General features: G+C 41.4%; 19 protein-coding genes and 1 tRNA gene. All 20 read right to left on the bottom strand.

What is annotated here, in order from left to right:
- Positions 1–313: 313 nt before the first annotated feature.
- The 20 genes from L1994_RS07800 to L1994_RS07705 all read right to left on the bottom strand — a co-directional run bounded on the left by L1994_RS07800 (position 314) and on the right by L1994_RS07705 (position 14693).
- Positions 314–1027, bottom strand: a complete 714-nt coding sequence (locus L1994_RS07800; RefSeq protein ID WP_278098885.1) for an SIMPL domain-containing protein — start codon at positions 1025–1027, stop codon at positions 314–316.
- 170 nt (positions 1028–1197) lie between these two features.
- The gene (locus tag L1994_RS07795) at positions 1198–2151 is read right to left on the bottom strand and encodes an EF-Tu/IF-2/RF-3 family GTPase (RefSeq protein WP_278098884.1); all 954 of its coding nucleotides are present in this window, start codon (positions 2149–2151) and stop codon (positions 1198–1200) included.
- Positions 2152–2246: 95 nt separating this feature from the next.
- Complete coding sequence (locus tag L1994_RS07790; RefSeq protein ID WP_278098883.1) at positions 2247–3905, bottom strand: glutamate--tRNA ligase; 1659 nt, start codon at positions 3903–3905, stop codon at positions 2247–2249.
- A 29-nt stretch (positions 3906–3934) separates the two neighbouring features.
- Complete coding sequence (locus L1994_RS07785) at positions 3935–4900, bottom strand: polyprenyl synthetase family protein (protein WP_278098882.1); 966 nt, start codon at positions 4898–4900, stop codon at positions 3935–3937.
- Between the two features lie 38 nt (positions 4901–4938).
- Positions 4939–6285 (bottom strand): RNase J family beta-CASP ribonuclease, encoded by a 1347-nt coding sequence (locus L1994_RS07780; RefSeq protein ID WP_278098881.1) that lies wholly within the window; start codon positions 6283–6285, stop codon positions 4939–4941.
- A gap of 22 nt (positions 6286–6307) precedes the next feature.
- Positions 6308–7354 carry a type 2 isopentenyl-diphosphate Delta-isomerase gene (gene fni / locus L1994_RS07775; protein WP_278100829.1) on the bottom strand — a complete coding sequence of 349 codons (1047 nt, stop codon included), beginning with the start codon at positions 7352–7354 and terminating at the stop codon, positions 6308–6310.
- Between the two features lie 269 nt (positions 7355–7623).
- Positions 7624–8388 (bottom strand): isopentenyl phosphate kinase, encoded by a 765-nt coding sequence (locus L1994_RS07770; protein ID WP_278098880.1) that lies wholly within the window; start codon positions 8386–8388, stop codon positions 7624–7626.
- On the bottom strand, positions 8354–9253 hold the full coding sequence (mvk, locus tag L1994_RS07765) for a mevalonate kinase (RefSeq protein ID WP_278098879.1): 900 nt from the start codon (positions 9251–9253) through the stop codon (positions 8354–8356). Before mvk ends, L1994_RS07770 begins: the two co-directional genes overlap by 35 nt.
- A 9-nt stretch (positions 9254–9262) precedes the next feature.
- Positions 9263–10078 carry an AmmeMemoRadiSam system protein B gene (amrB, locus tag L1994_RS07760; RefSeq protein WP_278098878.1) on the bottom strand — a complete coding sequence of 272 codons (816 nt, stop codon included), beginning with the start codon at positions 10076–10078 and terminating at the stop codon, positions 9263–9265.
- A 25-nt stretch (positions 10079–10103) separates the two neighbouring features.
- Positions 10104–10712 carry a 30S ribosomal protein S2 gene (gene rpsB / locus L1994_RS07755; RefSeq protein ID WP_278098877.1) on the bottom strand — a complete coding sequence of 203 codons (609 nt, stop codon included), beginning with the start codon at positions 10710–10712 and terminating at the stop codon, positions 10104–10106.
- A 20-nt stretch (positions 10713–10732) separates the two neighbouring features.
- Positions 10733–10900, bottom strand: coding sequence for a DNA-directed RNA polymerase subunit K (locus L1994_RS07750; protein WP_278100828.1), 168 nt, complete (start codon positions 10898–10900; stop codon positions 10733–10735).
- A gap of 47 nt (positions 10901–10947) precedes the next feature.
- Positions 10948–11020, bottom strand: a tRNA-Pro gene (locus tag L1994_RS07745).
- An 8-nt stretch (positions 11021–11028) separates the two neighbouring features.
- A complete protein-coding gene (locus L1994_RS07740; protein ID WP_278098876.1) occupies positions 11029–11217 on the bottom strand; it encodes a DNA-directed RNA polymerase subunit N in 189 nt (62 codons plus the stop codon).
- A gap of 32 nt (positions 11218–11249) precedes the next feature.
- Positions 11250–11651, bottom strand: coding sequence for a 30S ribosomal protein S9 (locus tag L1994_RS07735; protein ID WP_278098875.1), 402 nt, complete (start codon positions 11649–11651; stop codon positions 11250–11252).
- 15 nt (positions 11652–11666) lie between these two features.
- Positions 11667–12089: a 50S ribosomal protein L13 gene (locus L1994_RS07730; protein ID WP_278098874.1), complete on the bottom strand. Its 423-nt coding sequence runs from the start codon at positions 12087–12089 to the stop codon at positions 11667–11669.
- A gap of 5 nt (positions 12090–12094) precedes the next feature.
- On the bottom strand, positions 12095–12457 hold the full coding sequence (locus L1994_RS07725) for a 50S ribosomal protein L18e (RefSeq protein WP_278098873.1): 363 nt from the start codon (positions 12455–12457) through the stop codon (positions 12095–12097).
- A gap of 2 nt (positions 12458–12459) precedes the next feature.
- Positions 12460–13281, bottom strand: a complete 822-nt coding sequence (locus L1994_RS07720; RefSeq protein ID WP_278098872.1) for a DNA-directed RNA polymerase subunit D — start codon at positions 13279–13281, stop codon at positions 12460–12462.
- A 3-nt stretch (positions 13282–13284) separates the two neighbouring features.
- Positions 13285–13683, bottom strand: a complete 399-nt coding sequence (locus tag L1994_RS07715; RefSeq protein WP_278098871.1) for a 30S ribosomal protein S11 — start codon at positions 13681–13683, stop codon at positions 13285–13287.
- Complete coding sequence (locus L1994_RS07710) at positions 13683–14231, bottom strand: 30S ribosomal protein S4 (protein ID WP_278098870.1); 549 nt, start codon at positions 14229–14231, stop codon at positions 13683–13685. Before L1994_RS07710 ends, L1994_RS07715 begins: the two co-directional genes overlap by 1 nt.
- A gap of 12 nt (positions 14232–14243) precedes the next feature.
- Positions 14244–14693, bottom strand: a complete 450-nt coding sequence (locus L1994_RS07705; RefSeq protein ID WP_278098869.1) for a 30S ribosomal protein S13 — start codon at positions 14691–14693, stop codon at positions 14244–14246.
- Positions 14694–14702: the final 9 nt, after the last annotated feature.

Here is a 14702-nt window from a genome sequence, read left to right as displayed (position 1 = left end):
TGAAGCATTAAATTAAAATTTGAAAAATTTTATGAAACATTTCTATGAAAAAAGAAAAGTTAAATTTGAAAGCTAAATTTAAGAATCTGTTTACTCTGTGCATATTTGCAGAATAATCCGTTTTTTTAAAACGATTATGAAAAAATAAATTTTTTAAAACCTTTATCATTAAGGGAAAATTTGATTATTAAAAATTTCATAATGAAATAATTGTTGTAAAGTCTTTTATAACAAAGTAATAAGGGTTAAAAATAGAGATTTCTGGTTTTGAAATAAAGATTCTTAATCCCGAAACTGACTTTTTTGATTCAACTTATCTGATGATGTATGATATCGAAACCGAAGCTGTAACATCAACAGTGTCAGCCTGAATCGGTGTTGGATATGTGCCTGCCGCTGAATCCATTGACATGCTCTTATAGTTTGATTCTGCGTATGTGTAAGGTGTGTAGCTTGAACCTACATTGACGCTTTGAACACCAAGTATTGACACTCCAAGAGCGGCTGAAACAGAGTCGGCATCAAGGCGTGCCTGTGTTACAGCCTTTGTAAGTGCTTCTGATCTTAGTGACTGGCTTTTTTCATCTGAAAGAGTAAATGAAACATAGTTCACACTGTTTGCACCGTTTGCAATAGCTTTGTCAATTATTTCCCCTGCCATATCGGTCTTTGTGGTTTTCACAAGAAGTGTGTTTGTAACACGATAAACTGTTTTTTCCCCTCCAAATGGTGAGTCTGAATCTGTCTTGTAGGAGTACATGCTGTAGCCTGTTGTTTTTATATCTTCATCTGTAAGACCAAGTGTCTTTAAAGCTGAGATGCATTCGCTCATCCTGCGTGCATTCTCCTGCTGGGCAAAAAGGCCGTCTTGATCTTCAGTCTGCACTGCAAGTGAGATTTCAGCTACGTCAGGACTTGTAGTCACTTTGCCGGTTCCTGATACATGAATAAGTTTTTCATCTTCTTCTGCCGCGGCTGTAATGCCGGCAAATGATGAAATTGCCAGTAGCACAACAAAAACAGCCATTAAATATCTGAATCTGATTGACATATGGATAAAATGGATGTTTATTATATTAATTCTATCTTTGACTTCGAAAAAAACCGAAGTCATAATCTACTCTTTTTGAAAAACAAATGAAAAACAAGTAAAGATTATGTTAAAAACAAGTGAAAAAGAAATGAAATATAAAAGATTTAGTTTAACGAAACTGTTCCAACAACACGTAATTTTCCGGCATCTAAGTGAAAGAGCAATGCATTGTCATTCAAAAGATAGACCATCTCTTTTTCAAGGGCAATAACAATATCAGGGTTTTTTGGATCGCCGCTGACAGACTCTATTTTCCCTGAGATATATTGCATCCAGTGGCCAAGATGAATAGTCATTCCTTCTGTAACAGGAGTTTGCCAGTATTTCACAATATTTAAGCGGCAGGTGAATTTATCTGCAGTCCACACATCCTTGCTTGCGGTCAGGACATAGCCTCTGTCAAGCTCTTCTGATGTTATATTTTTAAGTGCAAGTCCTACTCTGTCACCTTTTGTTGCATCAGGGCAGTCTGTATCATGCCTTTGGATGGAGCGAACCTGTGCTGTCTTATCGGTTGGAAGAACTTTAAGTGTGTCATGCGTTTTTATCGAGCCAAATTCAACGCCTCCCAAAACAACAGTTCCTATTCCCTTCACATTGAAATGGTGATCTACTGAGACTACACCTGCAATATCTGTTAATTCACGAGGTTTTTTGGCGGCGTCTTCAATTAATGTCTCACGAAGAAGATTTGGGTCGTCTTCCATGTAAGAGTAGTTTTCAAGAACAGTTCCTTGAATAAGAGGAGCAATCTGTGATTTATCAATATAATTTCTAAGAATAATATATCCGTCTTTTACACCGGCGCAGTCTAACATTACAACAGTTTCTCCAAATTCAGGAGTTATTGCATCGACAATCAAAACTGCACAGTCAGACATTGATGCGGTGTAAAAAAGAGGCGGAAGACGTTCCGGATACCTCAAAGGCTCTATTATAGTTACAGTGTCCTCACCTTTTTTAAGATTATAAAAGACAATATCTGAGGTAGTTCCCTTCTTTCCGACATTTTTTGAATATTCAGGAGCGCCAAGCATAGCGACATTAAGATTTGGCATAGTGCCTGATATTTTAGCTTTGTGTTGTAATGAGGGTTTTGATTTATTAGATTAAATCCCAAAAAAATGAATATTAAAAAAGTCTTTTTTAAAATTTAGTGATGGGCAAAATAAGCTGTCACATTTTCGCCTTTAACCGAGTCAATTCTTGCAAAGCCGACTCTTTCAAACTGAACGACGTTGTTCTCTTCAAGGAGAACTCCCCTTTCACAGAGCCCCTCACAGTTGCCCTCCGGCGAGAGAAGGGTGCATCTTAAATTATCTTTTGCCGGAAGCCACTGGATAATCGGTGCTTTATTCTTTCTTGCATCCTCCAAAAGACCTCCTGCATATTTCAGTGAATATTCACTGCCGTCATAGGATACTTCAGCGTTGAATAAATCCTTAAATCTTACCATGGAGCATCCTTTAAGATCACTTTCCGAGACAAAAAGTTCCTGTTTAAATACAAGTTCTCTTGCGCCTTTTGATTCGTCGTTCGGATTTAAAAGCGCTTTTGCAGTCATATCAGGGGCGCCGGCAACCCTGCATTTTACAGGATTCTCAACAAAGAAATAACGGTTTGACACAGGATCGACAATAGCTTTATTCTCGGCAAACAGGTTTTCCCACGAAAATTTAATGTCAGTCTGTCCGACACCAATGTCAATCATTGAGTTTCTGACAGCCTCAGGCAGTATTCCTCTTCTTGCAATTGCCTTTAATGTCCCAAGATGAATATCATCCCATCCGGTATATGCCCCGGACTTTATGCCCTCTTTTATGGCAGTTGTCGATAAAACAACATCTCCGATAGACATTCTGCCGTAATGATGATACTCAGGCGGATTCCATCCGAAGTAATCATAGATATACCTCTGGCGTCTTGTATTTGCAATATGGTCTTTTCCGCGTATTACATGGGTGATTCCTAAAAGATGATCGTCAATTACAACTGAAAGATTCATCATAGGATAGACTTTGGCATCAATTTTAGGATGCGGATGGTCAACAACCCGAAATATTGAAAAATCACGCATAGCAGGGTCGGGATGATCTATTTCGGTTTTCACACGCACTGTGACTGTTCCTTCAGGAAAATCTCCGTTGAGCATTTTCTCCCAAAGCTGTAAGTTTTCTTCAACACTCTGGTCACGGCACGGACATGTTTTTTTGCTGTTTTTTAGATCCCTGAAAACTTCAGAATCGCAGGTGCAGATATAAGCTCCCCCGATTTCTATAAGTTTTCTGCCATATTCATAATAGATATCAAATCTATCGCTTTGATATACAGTCTCTGTTATGTTTATTCCAAGCCATTTGATGTCATCCAGCAGAAGTTCATAATTTTCCGGTTCAACACGTCTTGGGTCGGTATCCTCAATTCTTAAGACATATCGTCCGCCATACTGCCTTATGTAATAGTCATTCAGATAAGCCGCACGTGCATGCCCGAGATGAAGCGGGCCGCTTGGGTTTGGTGCAAAACGCATTACAACGCCCTTCTCATCAACGTTTTTAAGTGCACGAAGTCCTCTTATCTTCTCCTTTTTTTCTTTCTTTTCAGAAAGCATTTCAGGTGCAAGTTCGAAGAGCTTTTCTGCCCTCTCCTCCGGCGATAGTGCTTCAACTTCTATTAAGACTTCATTTAGAATTGCAGACATCTCTTTGGCCTGTGGCCGAAACTCAGGATGCTTTCCCATGAGCATCCCAAGAACAGTGCCTGCCTTTGGAACGCTGTTATGTGTTACAGCATTATGAAGGGCATGAATCAAAAAAATTCTTTTGGATTAACAGACATCTTTTAAAAGCCTCTGGTAATAAAATAATCTGTGATTTCTGTGAGAAGTCGTTTCTCATCGCAGTCAGGGAATATCGAAAGCATCTCTTTTGCACGGTTTACATAATCCTCTGCTGTTTTTCTGACTTCATCAATTATGCCGGCCTTTTCGAGCATATCAATTGCTTCTTTTATTTCTTCTGATGAGAGATTTTGTTTTCTGAACTTTGACAAATCAACACCTGCTTCTCTTGCCTTAATTGCAACAAGAGTCTGCTTGCCTTCTGAGAGATCAGATGCCTGATCTTTTCCGCTCTTCTCGGAGGGTGTTATAAGGTCAATTAAATCATCCTGAATCTGGAATGCAATTCCACTGAAATATCCCCAGTCATGAAGCGCCTGAGTTTGCTTCACATTTCCGCCTGCAAGTGTTCCACCAATTGCGGCCGCGGCTGCATAGAGTTTTCCTGTCTTTTTTCCTACCATGTCGATGTATTCGTAGTCTAAGACATCATTCCTCTTCTCAAAAGACATATCCTCATGCTGTCCCTGGCAGATTTCAACACAGGTTCTTGCCAGAATTTCCACACTAAGTACTTTTGCAAGATTATCTGCAATAGATCGTGTAATAAGCTCAAACGCCTCTGCATACAATACATCACCTGCAAGAATTGCGGTAGGTGTATCCCATTTACAGTGAACTGTCGGGACGCCGCGGCGGTTTGAGTCATCGTCCATGATATCATCATGAACAAGGGTAAAAGTGTGTGTAACCTCAAGTGCGAGAGCCGCAGGGAAAATCTCACGTGAACAGCCTTTATTAACAAGATCTGCCGCAAGAATTGTAACAGCTGGTCGTAACCTTTTTCCCCCGGCAATGAGCAGATGGGCACTTGCCTTACTTAGTTCTCCGGGAGCCGCACCAAAGAGCCTGTCAAGCTCAAGATCAACATCCTCTGCTGTTTTTTCAAGATATTCTTCAAGTTTCATTAATTATCCCTTCATTTTATTTGCAATAATTTATGATGTTATTTTGTTACGCAAAGTCTCATTCCGTTTCTTAGGATATGTACATCATTTCCAAGAGTATATCCACATTCTACTGCAAGCTTCATGTATTCACCTGTCATATCAACATCTCCGTGTGAGGGAATGATATGCTGTGGATTTAACAGATTTAGTATCTCGTAGTGATCTTCTCTTTGGGCATGACCACTTACATGAAGACCTTCAAATATGCGTGCACCCTTCATCCTGAGAAGTGTTTCCTGATGATACCTCTGCCCGAAGTTCATTGGATTTGGAATAATGTTTGCACTGTACATCACTTTGTCACCCTTGTCAAGGCGATATGGAGTGTTTCCTGCCGCAAGTCGTGTCAGAATAGCACCTGGTTCTCCCTGATGTCCGGTTACAATAGGGACATATTTATCCTTTCCTTCTTTCATGATACGGCGGATTGTCCTGTCTACAGTCTTTCGGTTTCCAAACATTGACAATGTCTCTGGGAAACTGACCTGTTTTAGCTGTTCTGCTGTTGAAGAATACTTCTCCATCGATCTTCCAAGAAGTACAGGCTTTCTTCCAATCTCGTGTGCACATTCGGCAATTGTCTTAACTCGTGCAATATGTGATGAAAACGTGCTTACTATTATTGCACTTTTATCATCTTCATAACTTGTCATTGCATCGCGGACAAGTTTTTGTGCAATTCTTTCACTTGGACATCTTCCCGGAAGCCTGACGTTTGTACTCTCAATGATAAGTGCTAAAACACCTTCACGTCCAAGTTCACGCATACGTGCAAAATCCGGAGGGTTTCCAAGAACAGGTGTTCTGTCAAGCTTAAAATCGTTTGCATAAACAATGATTCCTGCCGGAGTGTGAAGAACTGCCATTGCAGTATCTATGATTGAGTGCTGAACGTTTACAAATTCAAGACTTAAGTCCTTTGATATTTCATATCTGTATTTTGAGCCTGCATTTAGGGCAAAAACCTTATTGGAAACTCCAAATTTTTTCTCACCTTCAATCTGCTGTTCAATTAACTTTGCTGTATAAGGTGTTCCAATAATTGGTGCATTGTATCTGTGGGCAAGCTTTGGTATTGCACCAATGTGATCCAGATGTCCGTGTGTACATACAATCGCCTTGACACTGCCTTCGACAGTGTTCATTATTGTATCATCAGGGATTGCCTTCATCTCGATAAGATCAAGAGAATGCATATTCTCTACTTCGGCATCTTCATGGATCATTATCTGGTCAAGCCTGAGACCCATATCAAATATTACAATTTCCTTGCCATAGCGGACAGCAGTCATATTTCTGCCGACTTCGTTATAACCGCCTACAGCAATTATCTCTACATCCATATTTTATATTCTCCTGTTTTTTTTAAAAACCGGCCATTTGCCGGGTTATTCCTGTAATATACGTCCTTGACTTTGAAAGACTGGTGATATTTTTTGAACCGGTTAAATACATGGATACTGCAAGTTCTCTATGAATATTATCTATTGCTTTATTCAGAGAGTCGGAGTTTTCCATTGCCGGTTTTAAAAGCGGAAGAGCCATACCACAAAGATTTGCACCAAGAGCCACTGCTTTTGCTATATCTGTTCCACTTCTTATTCCACCGGTTGCGATAACAGGCTTTTCAAAGCCGGCAATCTCTATTAAAGATACTGCTGTTGGAATTCCCCAGTCTGAAAAATTCCTGCCCAGATTAATAAGATTTTTATCTTCTGCACGTAGTGTTTCAACAGCGGCCCAGGATGTTCCTCCAAGTCCGCCTGTATCAATTGCACTTACACCTGCACTCCATAATTTTTGTGCAGTTTCACGTGAGATTCCGCATCCGGTCTCTTTTACAATAACAGGATATTTTGAGGTCCTGCTAAGTTCATCAATAGCTTTCAGACAGCCATTTGAATCATGATCGCCTTCAGGCTGTATTGCTTCCTGTAAAGGATTTAAATGAATACATAGTGCCTGGGCGTCAATCATTTCCACTGCTTTGTCTGCCCATTCCGGCCCTTTTTCTACAAGCTGAATTGCACCTAAATTGCCGCACAAAAATGCTTTTGGTGCCGCCTCACGAACAGCTGTAAAACTGTCCGAAAGTTGTGGATTTTCAAGTGCCGCCCGCTGTGATCCAACACCCATTCCGATATTGAAGTGCTCTGCGGCCAGTGCCAAATTTTTGTTCACCTGCAAGGTATCAGGATGACCTCCTGTCATTGCGGCTATGAAGACGGGAGAAGACAGATTGTGTCCTAAGAATCTGACAGACATGTCAATTGATTCAAGTTTACATTCCGGAAGTGCGTTGTGTACAAGTCTTATATCATCAAATCCGGCAAAACCGGTTTCTATATCATTCTCACAGCAAATCTCAAGATGCTCTCTTTTGCGTGAAGAAGTAAATTCTGATTTTTTTATCTGTTCCAACCCCTTTTTTTTATCTTCAGTCAGACTATTGACAAATTTATTGGTTAATTTTTTTTAACCCGTCTTTGAAAGGAAATCTTTTGCATCTTTAATGAGTTATTTCATCATTTCAGCCTGCGTTGCATTCATATGAGTAATATTTGCTGATATGACTCATGATTTCATCAAAGTCCGAATATTTTGTTTAATTTAACCTCTTTTTATTTTCAGAAGAAAAGATGACAGAAAATATCTTCTGTCAGGGTCATTTTCTGCTTACTTTAAAGAGTGGTTTTTTTGGTGACAATTGTGCCGCCATGGTCGCGCCCGTCAAGGAAATCATCTGTTCTTGAGACATGAAATATATTTGATTCAATTCCCATTTCAGCAAGCATTAAGAGTTCGTTTATCTTTCCTCTCATTCCGCCGGTAACATCTGTATTTCCTGATTCATTTATCTCAAGATTTGAAATGGTCTTTTTGTTTATTGCCGGAATTACATTTCCATCCTTTAATACACCCGGCACATCGGTTGCAAGACCTATTCTTTCTGCATGAAGATTTACTGCCAGATAACTTACCAGTTGATCTCCTGATACAATGCAGACACCTTTCTCCTCATCCATCACAACATCCCCATGCATAACAGGAACAATGCCGTGTTTCAGCAGGAGTTTTATGGGTCCGCATTCAAATGATATTAGACGTCCGTTTTTCGCAGTACATGCATCTAGCGGGTGAATTCCTACAGATTCCACACCACTGGCACGAAGCGCGTTTACCACTGCATCATTGAGTCTTCGGACAGCATGATGAGTGATAAATATACCTGCTTTATTTGTTGTATCTAGCCCTTTATCAAGGTGATGTTCTTTGGCCTCAGGATGACCGCATGATCCTGCTCCATGAATTATTATAGGAATTATGTTTTTCCGGGATGCAATCTCTTTTGCAAGGGAGGAAATCCTCTCTTTATCAACCCGGCATTCTCCGGATTTATCAGTTATTACGCTACCGCCTAGTTTTAAGATAATCAGTTCTGCCATATTCGTCCTCTTTTCTCGCGCCGTCTGTATCTATTGTTGTGATTATTGCCTTGCCGTCTGCGGCTTCAATTGCACCTGCAACTTTGCTTTTTGAGCGTTTTGGGCAGAGGGCTATCATACATCCGCCTCCCCCCGCACCTGTCATCTTTGCACCATATGCACCCGCGGCACGTGAAGCTGAAACAAGCTTCGAAAGTGCAGGATGTCCAACACCAAGTGCTTCAAGGAGGGCATGATTTACATCCATATATCTTCCAAGAAGTTTTAAGTCATGAAAATTGTGCATTGAACGAAGAGTTACAGCTTCTATTGCATCCAGAATTGGATCGACCACAAGCGGATTGCTCATCCTGAATTCGCCAACCATTGCAACAAGTTCTGATGTTTTGTGAGAGACAAGCGTGTTTCCAATGACAAGATTGAAATTTTCAGGTGGAAGCCTTCTTCTTTTCCCGTCTTTTATCAAAACAAGCCCTCCATATGTTGATACAAATGTATCTGTCGGGCTTGCACGTCCCCTCTGTGCTTTTTTTTCTATTTTATAGGCAATTGATGCTATATCAGAACGTCCAAGGCCGAGACCAAATTCATCATTTATTGCTGAAAGTGTCGCAACCGTGACTGCCGCTGATGATCCAAGACCGGATGAGCTTGGAAGCTGTGAATGAATATAAACACTTCCGGTAACTCCGGTTTCCTCAAAACACCCTTCGATGTAAGGTGAATTAACTCGTGCAGGGTTTCTGGATCTTCTTACAGTTACATATACTCTGGGTTTAATGGCCATCGCAATGCCTGGTTTTCCAAATACCACGGCATGCTCGCCAAACAAAAACACTTTGCCAGGTGCACTCCAGGTAGCCATATTGATATCTTACTCCACTGATATTGCTGCATAACCGACCACCTGCGAAAAGTCTTTTGTGATGTCACCGCTTGTTGAATAATGAAGGAGTCTTCCTTTTTTTGCTCCTTTCTTCCTGCAGTATTCAACCATTGCCGTTATCGGACCGTACCCGCACGCGCTTATTCCCTCATCATGAATACGGCGATAAAATTCATCCGTATTGAGGTCTTTTAATGCGTCTATTGCATATTTATCATATTTTTCTGCCTGACTTTTTGGAATATAATGCGAAAAGTCGGAAGATGCAACAACTATTACATCTGATTTTGTAACTGAAACCGTATTATATATTGCATCAGACACTCTTTTTGCATTTTTAAGGCTTTGATTACCCATAAGAATCGCTGTTGCTTTTGCGTTTGGAAATCTGTATTTTATAAAGGGCATCTGGACTTCAATTGAGTTTTCCCGTTGATTATGAACGAAATCATCTGTTGGAATATACTCTGAAAGTGCTTTTGAAAAAGAGATGTCATTTTCAACAACTCCCAAAGGTGTTTCCCAGGAAAGTGTTGTTGAAGAGTCAGGGTAACCTGAATGACTTGGCCCTATTACCAGAAAAGTTCCTGAAAAGTTCAAATCTACTGTTGAATATGCAAAAGCTGAAGACAGACCTGAATATGCAATACCTGCATGTGGAGATACAATTCCAAACGTTTTGCCCAAATTTGCAGATTCTGAATTTTCAGATACGGTTTTAAAAAATTTGTCAAGAATCTGTTTTAAGTGGGCAGGATTATCAGGATAAAACATCCCGGCAAAAGTAGCCCTTCGTAATACCATTAAAAATGATATAATTCAAAAAAGATTATAAGTCTATCTCAAAATCTTCAGGAGTAAGTGAGGTTGTAACTCCGCGTGATTTTAAAATCTCCCTTGTAAGGAGGTAATAGATCATACTAAGAGCTTTTCTTCCTTTGTTGTTTGTCGGGATTACAATATCGATATACTGTGTGATGTTGTTTGTATCACAAAGTGCAACTACAGGAATTCCGCACTGTACTGCTTCATTGATTGCCTGTGAATCTCCAATAGGATCAGTTACCACAACAACTTCAGGTTCAACGTACTGAGAGATTCTCTGGTTCGTAAGCATTCCCGGAATGAAGCGTCCTACTTTTGACATTCCACCTATCGAATCTGCAAATTTCCTTGCAGGGTACTGACCGTACTGACGGGAGGTGACTACAAGTATCTTTGCAGGATCAAATTTAGAGAGGAATTCTGCAGCGGTTTTGATACGGTCATCAGTCTGCTGAATATCAAGAATATAAAGACCGTCTCCGCGTACGCGGTAGATGAATTTTTTCATATCCTGGCTTTTCTGCTGTGTACCAATGTGTACACCTGCTGCAAGGTAATCCTCAACAGGAACTAGTGATTCCTTAAGTTCAATTTCTATTTCGTTTGCGTTCAATACATCAGCTCCAATAATTTCTACTTTCTTTTTACAGTAATAGGTATGATACCTTTTTGGTACTCTGCAAGTGCGATCTCTAAAGGATCGATCTTGTCTGTTTTGACCAAAACGGGCGCTCCCATAGATATCTGAAGGGAGCGGGCTCCAACAATTCTGGCTCTTTCATAGCGGGTGTATGATTCCATCATGACTCCACAATTTTTTTCATAAATTTACAATAATTTTTGGAAAATGGGGTCGCTGAGATTCGAACTCAGGTCACAGCATCCCGAACGCCATAGGATTCCAGGCTACCCCACGACCCCTCCTAAATTTATTGATAAGGGTTGAGATCATCAATGATCTCTTTATGTGTGAGCAGCATACGTCTGCAACAATAGCGCTCAAGTCCGAGATCATCGAGAATCATTCCCGGATTCTCTCCGGCATCTCTTCGTTTCTTAAACTCTTCCCATTCTGTGGAGATTACTTTTCCACAGGTGAAGCACCGGACTGGTATCATTTTTTGATCTCTCCCTTATATTTTTGCAAGTCTTAACGATAAGACTTTTGGAATTTCTTTCTTGCACCACGGCCGTGTGGTTTTTTGGCTTCTTTCTGACGTGAATCATTGACAACAAGTGTCCTGTCATATTCAAGGAATATGTCTTTGATTTTCGGGTCATTATGCCATTCTACAATGCCGCGTGAAAGTGCTGTTCTTACTGCTTCTGCCTGGCCCATGTATCCGCCGCCGTAGACATCGATTGTTGCATCGATTTCGTCAAGAACGCCGGGAACAAGTAAAAGGGGTTCTGAAATCTTCATACGTGAGAGCTCGGTTCCATATATTTCAAGAGGAACTGAGTTGATACGTACACGACCTTTTCCTTCCCTTAAGGTTGCACGGGCAATAGCTGTCTTTCTTTTACCACTTGTATTAACAACTTTAGACATTTTCTAAAAACCCCTTTAGAACTTTGCTCCCAGGCTTTTGCTTACTGCACCAATTGTTACATATTTTGGTGTAGAAAGACCGTCTATATGAGCGGATTCGATAATTTCTACTTCAGCTTCAGCAAACTGTACAGGAACGCCGACATAAATTTTGACAAGTTTAAGCGCTTCTGCACCACGCTGCCTTTTGTATGGAAGCATTCCGCGAACTGTGCGTTTTATGATATGTTCAGGTCTTCTTGGGAAGAACGGACCGCCTTCTCTTGAACCACGCCTGCGTTTTCTGTCGTAGTCTCCAAGAACGCGTGCTTTTGCACCTGAAACAACTGCATTTTCAGCATTTATGATTGCAATCTCTTCACCCATAAGGGCGCGTTTTGCAACAATGCTTGCAAGTCTTCCAAGACGAAGATCTGTTGCATCAATTACTGTAACCATTATCTTCACCTCAGAATCCTTACTTTTTTACCCTCAGGGTTGTTTTTTACGAGGTCTTCTATTGTCATACAGGTCCCGTTGGCATCTTTTATTTTGGATGCGGCAGAGTCACTGAAATTCAGTGCGGCAATTGCTATTCCTGATTCAAGTATGCCACTTCCAAGCACTTTGCCCGGCACAATCACGGTTTCGCCTTCGCGGGCGTACCTGCTGATTTTACTCAGGTTAACTTCAGCGAAGTTTTTGCTTGGTGTTTCCAGCCTTTTTGCAATCTCACGCCAGACGCCTGATTCATTTACCCTTGATGCCTCTTTTAACATCGAAACCAGGGCAGTATAGCGCGGATTTGTCTTTGCAGCTCTCTTCATTTTTAGATCGCTCCGGAAATATTGGTTAGTACATCCACCAGACTGTCGGATTTGCCTTTCAGATTGTTAAGCCCGATTAGAATTATTTCTTTTACAGGAAGTGAACCGTCACTTTCAACTACAAATATAAACTTTGTAGTGTCAGGCTCTACTTTTATTGCAGAGTTTTTAATCCCGCTTGCCATGCAGGCCTTTTCACAAAGTCTGCACATGGAACAGTCGATAAGTTTTCCTTCAATGACTTCAACTGATTTTTTATTCAGTTTAAGGACATCTCTTGGGCATTCATCAACACAATGTCCGCAGGCATCACATCTCTCATCGATTTTGATGACAGGATATGATTTGTATCCGCAGGCAAGTGTGGGTTGCCATTTGGCATGTTCCAGGCCGGTGTTTATCTCGGCATGTGCTTCAAGAACCACTTTCTGCCCTGCTTCCAGACTAACAATAGGAATATTCGGGCTTACTGGTGATGCTTCAGGGTTTTGTGCCAGTAAATCACTGGTTTTAACAACACATGGCCCTTCAATACTGATTGTATATATTGCTTCACATGCAGAACACCCCTTGCCTTCACAGGAGCATTCGGACTTTTTTTTGTATTCTGAAAGGTTTGTTTTGAGCGGAATCAGACCAAGACGATGTGCCAGCATTTCATCGAAGAGTGCACTGCTGTTGTCATAGATCATTACATCTTCGATTGCAAGTTTTGGCACTTCACCAATCATTGTTCTGCGCAGTGAATTTGCAAATGCCGGATTAGCTCCGGAAATAACAAACTTTGCGACTTCGCCCTCAAGTCTGCTGAACGCAATATCCATTAATCAGACTCTCCTGCCCCTTCTTCCACCCTTGGCACGAATGCTGTCGTGTGGAACGGGCGTTACATCTTCAATACGTCCAATCCTCATCCCTGCACGGGCAAGTGCACGAATTGCCGCCTGTGCTCCGGGACCCGGACTGCGCTGTTTTCCTCTGCCGGGAGCACGCACTTTAACGTGAAGTCCGACAAAGCCTTTGTCTTTTACAGCCTGTGCAATGTTGATTGCCATCTGCATTGCAGCGTATGGGGAGCTTTCGTTTCTTGCCTGTTTAACAACCATTCCGCCGCTTGACTTTGTGACTGTCTCTGCACCGGAAAGATCAGTAACTGTAATAACAGTGTTGTTGAATGACGCAAATATGTGTGCGACACCCCATTTCTCTTTTGGGTCTGCTGCCATTATGCTCTGCCTCCTGACAGAATTCTGCTACGCTCAGGATGAGCGTTATCGTTCATCGGTGATGTGCTGTAATAGGCTATTGAGGACTCTTCAGATTTTCTTACACGGTATCCTGGGATGTTTACTTTTCTTCCCTCGACAGATATGTGTCCGTGTGTAACCATCTGACGTGCCTGCTTTGGTGAACGGGCAAGACCGCGTCTGTAGACAATTGTCTGTAAACGGCGTTCCAACTCGTTTTCAGCCTTTAATGCAAGAACATCTCCGATATTTGCATTTTCTCCAAGAAGACCGTAGCGTGCAAGGTGGCCTAAAAGCTCATCTTCTTTTCGCTCTATAAGAACTGCATCTGTTGATGAGGACTTAAGTGCGAGAAGATCTCTTGCTGCACGGCGGTAGCGTCTGAGTGTACTCTGGGCTTTCCAGAGTTCCCTTTTGTTTCTAAGACCAAACTCAATTACGAGACGGTTCTCATCTTCAATACGGGTCTTCTCAAAACGTCTTTTGGGAGTTTCGTATGATTTATGATTTTTTCCCGGATATACCATTTATACCACCGTTCACTTCTTCTTCCTGCTGACACCGACAGTGCTTCCGCGCCTGCCTGTGGATTTTGTGCGCTGACCGCGAACTTTCTGACCTGTTTCGTGGCGGATACCACGGTAACAGCGAATTTTTCTCATACGGTTGATGTCATCATCAATCGCCATGTTTAAGTCTGAACCCAAAAGCTGTTTTGCGGCTCCTGAATAGTAGTCTTTCTGGCGATTGAGCATCCAGGTTGGAACACGCTCTATGTAGGTTGCAATAACCTCACGAATGCGGTCGACCGGCTCTTCATCAAGAAGACCGAGAGTTGCAAGGGGATCTACTCCTGCCATTTTTGCAATGTTTACAGAGGTATGAAGCCCGATTCCCGGAAGTCCTGTCAGAGCAATCTGGACTGATTTTGTACCGTCAAGATCAGCGTTTTCAATCCTAACAAAGTAATTAATCTCTTTTTCTTCCATTCAATTGCC

The organism is Methanomicrobium antiquum (genome assembly GCF_029633915.1).
Lineage (GTDB): Archaea > Halobacteriota > Methanomicrobia > Methanomicrobiales > Methanomicrobiaceae > Methanomicrobium > Methanomicrobium antiquum.
Note: the sequence above shows the minus strand (reverse complement) of the source record. Positions and strands in the feature narration are given on the sequence as shown.